The sequence below is a fragment of the Rhizobacter sp. P1_G5 genome (assembly GCF_056405435.1).
This window is the reverse complement of record NZ_JBFUCB010000276.1, coordinates 1-7,527: the sequence shown is the minus strand read 5'-3', so window position 1 is coordinate 7,527 and position 7,527 is coordinate 1. Positions and strand designations below refer to the sequence as shown.

6 protein-coding genes, 1 tRNA gene and 1 pseudogene are annotated in these 7,527 nt (G+C 70.1%); 4 read left to right on the top strand and 4 right to left on the bottom strand.

The window, feature by feature from the left end; translation table 11 throughout:
• Positions 1 to 28 precede the first annotated feature (28 nt).
• Positions 29 to 105, bottom strand: a tRNA-Ile gene (locus tag AC1D12_RS18725).
• Between the two features lie 59 nt (positions 106 to 164).
• The gene (hrcA, locus tag AC1D12_RS18720; RefSeq protein ID WP_047506481.1) at positions 165 to 1,187 is read right to left on the bottom strand and encodes a heat-inducible transcriptional repressor HrcA; all 1,023 of its coding nucleotides are present in this window, start codon (positions 1,185 to 1,187) and stop codon (positions 165 to 167) included.
• 69 nt (positions 1,188 to 1,256) lie between these two features.
• Here hrcA and AC1D12_RS18715 point away from each other — a divergent pair, with 69 nt between their 5' ends.
• The 4 genes from AC1D12_RS18715 (at position 1,257) to AC1D12_RS18700 (ending at position 5,506) form a co-directional block, all read left to right on the top strand.
• Positions 1,257 to 2,129 carry an NAD kinase gene (locus AC1D12_RS18715; RefSeq protein WP_047506479.1) on the top strand — a complete coding sequence of 291 codons (873 nt, stop codon included), beginning with the start codon at positions 1,257 to 1,259 and terminating at the stop codon, positions 2,127 to 2,129.
• Between the two features lie 7 nt (positions 2,130 to 2,136).
• Positions 2,137 to 3,837: a DNA repair protein RecN gene (gene recN / locus AC1D12_RS18710; RefSeq protein ID WP_477842163.1), complete on the top strand. Its 1,701-nt coding sequence runs from the start codon at positions 2,137 to 2,139 to the stop codon at positions 3,835 to 3,837.
• 65 nt (positions 3,838 to 3,902) lie between these two features.
• Positions 3,903 to 4,856: an RNase adapter RapZ gene (gene rapZ, locus AC1D12_RS18705; RefSeq protein ID WP_465114883.1), complete on the top strand. Its 954-nt coding sequence runs from the start codon at positions 3,903 to 3,905 to the stop codon at positions 4,854 to 4,856.
• A 29-nt stretch (positions 4,857 to 4,885) separates the two neighbouring features.
• A complete protein-coding gene (locus AC1D12_RS18700) occupies positions 4,886 to 5,506 on the top strand; it encodes an LON peptidase substrate-binding domain-containing protein (RefSeq protein WP_047506477.1) in 621 nt (206 codons plus the stop codon).
• A 6-nt stretch (positions 5,507 to 5,512) separates the two neighbouring features.
• Here AC1D12_RS18700 and mutY read toward each other — a convergent pair whose 3' ends face one another.
• Complete coding sequence (gene mutY, locus AC1D12_RS18695) at positions 5,513 to 6,583, bottom strand: A/G-specific adenine glycosylase (RefSeq protein ID WP_477842161.1); 1,071 nt, start codon at positions 6,581 to 6,583, stop codon at positions 5,513 to 5,515.
• Between the two features lies 1 nt (position 6,584).
• Positions 6,585 to 7,527, bottom strand: a pseudogene (locus AC1D12_RS18690) (dynamin family protein); the annotation flags it as partial.

Below are 7,527 nucleotides of genomic sequence, written 5' to 3'. Positions count from 1 at the left end.
GCAAACAACGCCAAGCCCTTGATCGTATTGGTAGGCCGTGCTGGGCTCGAACCAGYGACCAAAGGATTATGAGTCCTCTGCTCTGACCAACTGAGCTAACGGCCCTCGGGAAAGGAGCGCCGATTGTAGGTGCCCGCCACGCGGCACCAGGCAGCCGAACGGACCTACTTCTGGCTCAGCGCGTTGCTCACCAGCCGCGACGTGATGTCGACGATCTGGATCATCCGGTCGTATGCCATCCGCGTCGGCCCGATCACCCCGAGCGTGCCCACCACCTGCCCGTTCACCTCGTACGGCGCCGACACCACCGAGAGCTCCTCGAACGGCACCACCATGCTCTCGCCGCCGATGTAGATGCGCACGCCCTCGGCGCGGCTGCTCACGTCGAGCAGCCGCATCAGCTGCGTCTTCTGCTCGAACAGGTCGAACAGCTTGCGCAGCGAGCCCATGTCGCTGCTGAAATCCTGCACCGTCAGCAGGTTGCGCTCGCCGGAGATCACCACCTGCTCCTGGCTGTCGGCCATCGCCTCGCTGCCGGCCTGCACCGCCGCCTGCATCAGCGCCGCGATCTCGCCGCGCAGCGCATCGACCTCGCTCTTCAGCCGCTCGCGCACCTCCTCGATCGTCAGGCCCGCGTACTGCGCCGTCAGGTAGTTGCTCGCCTCGATCAGCTGGCTCTGCGTGTAGTCCTGCGCGGTGACGATCACCCGGTTCTGCACGTCGCCATCGGGCGCCACCAGGATCACCAGCACCCGCCGCTCCGACAGCCGCAGGAACTCGATGTGGTGGAACACGCTCGCCTTGCGCGGCGCCGTCACCACGCCGACGAAGCTCGACAGGCTGGACAGCAGCTGCGCCGCGTTCGCGATCACGCGTTGCGGCTGGTCGGGGTGCAGCTGCGGCTGCTCCATCGCGGGCGTCGCGCGCGCCAAGTCGATCGGCTGCGCCGTCAGCATCGTGTCGACGAACAACCGGTAACCCCGCGCCGTCGGGATGCGCCCCGCGCTGGTGTGGGGGCTCGCGATCAGCCCCAGATCCTCGAGGTCGGCCATCACGTTGCGGATGGTGGCCGGCGACAGGTCCAGCCCCGACGCCCGCGACAGCGTGCGCGACCCCACCGGTTGTCCGTCGGCGATGTAGCGTTCGACCAGCGCTTTCAGAAGTGTTTTGGCTCGCTCGTCCAGCATGGTTTCATTGTAGGCGCGAGGCCATTTTCTGCCCCGGTTCCCAGGGGGCGCTGTGGTGTAATCCCGCGCATGCCGACCCGTTTTCGACACGCAGCGCTGGTGGGAAAGTACCAGGCCCTCGGAATGCGCGGGGTGCTGCAGGACATTGCGCAATTTCTGGGCCGGCAAGGCCTCGAGGTCTCGCTCGAAGCCGAGACGGCGCACAACACCGGCATGACCGACTACCCGGCGCTCACGCCCGAGCAGCTCGGCCAGCGTTGCGACCTGGCCGTCGTCGTCGGCGGCGACGGCACCATGCTCGGCATCGCCCGCCAGCTCGCCCGCTTCAACCTGCCGCTGGTGGGCATCAACCAGGGCCGCCTGGGCTTCATCACCGACCTGCCGATCGACCAGTTCGAGGAAGCCCTCGCCCCGATGATCGCCGGCGACTACGAAGAAGAACGCCGCACCATGCTCGAAGGCGGCGTCTGGCGCGACGGCCGCATGATCTTCGAAGGCATCGCGATGAACGACGTGGTCGTCAGCCGGGGTGCCACCGCCAGCATGGTGCAGCTGAAGATCGACATCGGCGACGAATTCGTCGCCAACCACCGCGCCGACGGCCTGATCGTCGGCTCGCCCACCGGCTCCACCGCCTACGCGCTGTCGGCCGGCGGCCCGATCCTGCACCCGGGCATCGCCGGCTGGGTGCTGGTGCCGATCGCGCCGCACGACCTCTCCAACCGCCCGATCGTGCTGCCCGACATCGGCGAGATCTGCATCGAGATCGTCGCCGGCCGCGATGCGAGCGTCAGCTTCGACATGCAAAGCCTCGCGAGCCTGCTGCACGGCGACCGCATCATCGTGCGCCGCTCGGCGCACCAGGTGCGCTTCCTGCACCCGCGCGGCTGGAGCTACTACGCCACCCTTCGCGGCAAGCTCCACTGGAACGCCGGACTGTGATCCCATCATGCTGAAACGCCTCGCCCTGCGCGATTTCGTCATCGTGACCTCGCTCGAGGTCGAACTGGCCGGCGGCTTCTCGGTGCTGACCGGCGAGACCGGCGCCGGCAAGTCGATCCTGATCGACGCGCTGCAGCTCGCGCTCGGCAGCCGCGGCGACGCCGGCGTGGTGCGCGAAGGCGCGGCCCGCGCCGACATCACCGCCGAGTTCGATGCGCCCGCGAGCCTCGCGGCCTGGCTCGACGATGCCGGCTTCGACAACGCCGACACGCTGTTGCTGCGCCGCGTCATCGATGCGCAGGGCAAGAGCCGCGCCTGGGTCAACGGCAGCCCGGCCACCGTCGCGCAGCTGCGCGAGGCGGCCGATCACCTCGTCGACATCCACGGCCAGCACGCCTGGCAGAGCCTCACGCGCAGCGCCTCGGTGCGTGCGCTGCTCGACGCCTATGCCGGCGTCGATGTCGCGCCGCTCGGCGCGGTGTGGTCGCGCTGGAAGGCCGCCGGCGATGCGCTCGACAAGGCGCGCAGCCAGCAGGCCGACCTCGAACGCGAGCGCGRGCGCCTCGCCTGGCAGATCGGCGAGCTCGACAAGCTCGGCCCTGAAGCCGACGAGTGGGAAACGCTGAATGCCGACCACCAGCGGCTGTCGAATTCGCAGGCGCTGATGGACGCCGCCCGCAGCGCGCTCGATGCGCTGAGCGAGGCCGATGTCAATGCCGAATCGCTGACCAGCGGCGCTGCCGACGCGCTCGGCAACGTCGCCGAGTTCGACGCCCGCCTCGCCGCCGTGGCCGAGGTGCTGCAGAGCGCCCAGGCGCAGCTGCAGGATGCGGCGCACACGCTCAGCGGCTACCTGCACCACACCGAGCTCGAACCCGAGCGCCTGCAGGAGCTCGACGATCGCCTGTCGGCATGGGTCAGCCTTGCCCGCCGCTACCGCCGCGCCCCGGCCGAGCTGCCGGCGCTGCTCGAGCAGTGGAAGGATGAATTGCGCGCGCTCGACGCCGCCACCGACCTCGACGCGCTCGAATCGGCGCTCGCGCAGGCGCATGCCGCGTTCAGCGCCGAGGCGAAGCGCGTCTCCGCCGCCCGCAAGGCCGCTGCCCCGAAGCTGGCCGCCGCCGTCACGCAGGCGATGCAGCAGCTCGGCATGGCCGGCGGCCGCTTCGAGGTCGCGCTCACCGCACAGGACGCGCCGCAATCCTTCGGCCTCGAATCGGCCGAGTTCCTCGTCGCCGGCCATGCCGGCAGCACGCCGCGGCCGATGGGCAAGGTGGCGTCGGGCGGCGAGCTGTCGCGCATCGCGCTCGCGATCGCCGTCACGACCAGCCAGTTGGCGCAAGGTGCCGATGCCGCCGGCACGCTGATCTTCGACGAGATCGATTCCGGCGTCGGCGGCGCGGTGGCCGACACCGTCGGCCGGCTGATGAAGCAGCTGGGCCGCGACCGCCAGGTGCTGGCCGTCACCCACCTGCCGCAGGTCGCTGCCTGCGCCGACCACCATTTCGTCGTCTCGAAGCGCACCGAGGCCGGCAGCACGCACAGCGACATCCACGCGGTCGCCGGCGAGGTGCGCGTCGCCGAGATCGCCCGCATGCTGGGCGGCGAGCGCATGTCGGGCACCAGCCTCGCGCATGCGCAGGAGATGCTGTCGGTGGCGGCCGATGCCGCCGTGCCGGCTGCCCCCCGCAGCCGCAAGAAGACATGAGCGCGCCGGGCCGCCCCAAGGGCGAATACCGGAGTGCGCAGCACGAAGGTACTCCAGGGACCGCGCTGCCGCCCGACGCCGTGGCACCGGCCGAGCCGGCACCGCCGTCCGTGGTGTCGCCGAACGAGGTCGTGCTCGTCACCGGCATCTCCGGCTCCGGCAAGTCGGTCGCGCTGCATGCGCTCGAAGACGCCGGCTTCTTCTGCGTCGACAACCTGCCGCCCGAGCTGCTGCGCGATTTCCTGCGGCTCGAGCATGAGCGCTCGATGCGCCGCGTCGCGATCGCGGTCGACGTGCGCAGCGCCGGCTCGCTCCCCCACCTGCTGCCGCTGATCGCCGAGTTGCGCGCCGAGGGCACCGCGATCCGCTCGGTGTTCCTCGATTCGAACACCGACACGCTGGTGCGCCGCTTCTCCGAATCGCGCCGCCCCCACCCGCTGTCGCAGGAGGCCGCGACGCTGTCGCCCGGCCGCCGCAAGGACGACCGCGCCGCCGACGGCCACCGCGCACTCACCGAGGCGATCGAGCTCGAACGCGAGCTGCTGGCCGAGCTGCGCGAGGTCTCCACCGTCGTCGACACCAGCCAGCTGCGCCCAGCCCAGCTGCGCCTGTGGATGCGCGACCTGGTGAAGGCGATGGCGCACCGGCTGACCCTGGTGTTCGAGTCGTTCGCGTTCAAGCACGGCGTGCCGCTCGATGCCGATTTCGTGTTCGACGTGCGCATCCTGCCGAACCCGCACTACATCCGCGAACTGCGCCCGCAGACCGGCCGCGACCCGGAGGTCGCGGCCTACCTGGAAGCCCAACCCGAAGTGGCCGAGATGCTGGCCCAGATCGAATCCTTCATCGCACGCTGGTTGCCATCGTTCGAACGCGACCAGCGCAGCTATCTGACGGTTGCCATCGGTTGCACCGGCGGCCAGCACCGCTCGGTCTACCTCACCGAATCCTTGGCGAAGCGTTTTGCCGCGCGCAGCGGTACATTGATTCGCCACCGCGAGCTCGACGCCCGCGATTGAGAACGCGGCCCACCCGGCCGCGCTGCTGAATGACTCCCGACATCTCCACCACCGACGTTCCGTTGTTCCCGCTGCAGGCGGTGTTGTTTCCTGGCGGGCTGCTGAGCCTGAAGGTGTTCGAAGCCCGCTACCTCGACCTGATCAGCACCTGCCTGCGCGAGAACACGCCGTTCGGCGTCGTCGCGCTGCGCCAGGGCGGCGAGGTGCGCAAGCCCGGCGAGCCGGTCGCCCTCGAAGAAACCGGCGTGATGGCCGAGCTGATCGATGTCGACAGCGCGCAGCACGGCATCCTGCAGGTGCGCTGCCGCGGCACCCACCGCTTCGGGGTGAGCCGGATGCGCCAGCAGCCCGATGGCCTGTGGCTGGCCCAGATCGAGATGCTCGACGACGACGAGGCCTCGTTGCCGGTCGACGCGATGATCGAGACGGTGCGCGGCCTGGCCAATGCGATCGCGACGCTGAAGCAGCAGGGCTCCGAGCCCTTCCTGAAGCCCTTCCAGTTCGACAACGCCGGCTGGGTCGCGAACCGCTGGTGCGAGATCCTGCCGATCTCGCTGGCCGCGAAGCAGAAGCTGATGGAACTGCCGGACGCCGCGGTGCGGCTTCAGCTGGTCGACGAATTCCTGCGCAGCAAGGGCGTCGTCAAGTAGGCCCCGTCAACCCGGCGGCGTGCCGGCCAGCAGCTTGCGCAGCGGTGCCGGCAGGCCCATCGTGAGCGCCTGCGCCAGCGTGACCCATTCGCCGCGCTGACCGTCGCCCGCGAGCGTCGCGGTGATCGCATCGACGTCACCGGCCGCGGCATCGGCGGGCAAGGTCCAGCGCACCGGCTGCAGCGTCCAGTCGAGGTGGGTCAGCACGTGCGTGAACATCGGCAGGCCTTGCGGCGTGCCGGGCCAGTCGGCCGATGCCGCATCGAGCGCCTCGGGCGTGTCGAACTCCGGCAGGCTCCACAGCCCGGCCCACACGCCGCTGCCGGGCCGCTGCAGCAGCCACAGCCTGTCACCCCATTGCAGCCACAGCCAGGCGTTGCTGCGCCGGCCGCGCTTGAGCTTGCGCGTCTTCACCGGGTAGCGCTCGGGCGCGCCTTCGCGCAACGCGACGCAGCCGGCCTGCACCGGGCACAGCAGGCAGCTCGGCGAGCGCGCGACGCACAGCGTGGCGCCGAGGTCCATCAGGCCCTGGGTGTATGACTCGATGCCGTCCTCGGGCAGCTGGCGGGTGGCTTCGTCCCACAGCATGCGCTCCTGGCGCGCCTCGGCCAGGTCGCCGTCGAAGCCGAGGAAGCGCGTCAGCACGCGCTTGACGTTGCCGTCGAGGATCGCGACCCGCTCGCCGAAGCAGAACGCCGCGATCGCCGCCGCGGTCGAGCGGCCGATGCCCGGCAGCTCCTGCAGCACGGCGGCGCTGCGCGGGAACTCGCCGCCATGCGCGGCGACCACCGCCTGCGCGCACGCATGCAGGTTGCGCGCACGGCTGTAGTAGCCGAGCCCGCTCCACAGCGCGAGCACCTCGTCCTGCGACGCGGCGGCCAGCGCCCGCACATCGGGAAAGCGTTCGAGGAAGCGCGCGTAGTAGCCCAGCACCGTCGTGACCTGGGTCTGCTGCAGCATGATCTCGGACAGCCACACGCGGTACGGATCGCGCGTCTGCTGCCACGGCAACGCATGGCGGCCGTGCTCCCGCTGCCACGCGATCAGCGGCTTCGCGAAACGCTCTTGAGGAGACAACTCAGGCCTGGGCCGCGTACAGCGGGACTGAACCGCTGGGCGTTGCACTCGCCGTGCCGGTCAGCTCGCGCTGCGCCTGCTGCTTCAGGCGGTTGCCCAGCTCGGTGCTGCGCGCCTGCAGCTGCTGCAGCTGCGCATCCTGCGCTTCCAGTTCGGACAGGCGCTGCTCCAGGTCGCCGGCGGCCGACTGGATGCGCTCCAGCGCCTCGCGGCGCCGGCGGAATCCGCGGCGGCGTTCGCGCAACTGCGAATCGACCTGCGCCGAGGCGGTCTTGTTCCACAGCTCGAACTCGCCGCTGGCGTTCTCGAACACCACGCGCAGCTTGGACACCAGCATGCGGCGGAACTGCTCCATGAACTTCGGCTGCGAGAGCCGCAGCGCCTGCGTGAGCCCGAGGTACTGCACGTAGTTGCGCTGGATCAGCGTCAGGTCGTTGACGAAGCGGCCGAAGTCGGGCTGCTTCGTGATCGCCAGGCTGAAGCCGAACTCGGCGTTCAGCTTCGCGAACGAGGCACCGAGCATGTCGTGGATCTCGGTGCCGCGCACCTGCGCCGCCTCGAGCAGCTCGCGCAGGCGGCCACACAGCGCGATGAACGCTTTCTTCGCGCCGAGGTGCAGCAGCGACGCGGTCATCGCGGTCTGCATCTCGGCCACTTCCTCGCGCAAGCGGTCGCTGGTCAGGTCGAGCAGCGCGTTCTTCAGCATGCGGCTGTGCACCATGCGCATCGCCTGCAAGCGCGCGGTGCACTGCTCGAACTCGGCGGTCTCGGCCTGCACGCGCTCCAGCATCATGCGCACCTTGGCGCCGCTCTTGCCGCGCAGGCCGCGCAGCTCGAGCACCTGCTCGGCCATCTGCCGGCGGCGGTCGCCCAGGCGCCGGTTGACCTGCGCCTCCATGCGATTCGCGGCTTCCATCACCGTCTGCTGGAAGGCCTCGCGGCGT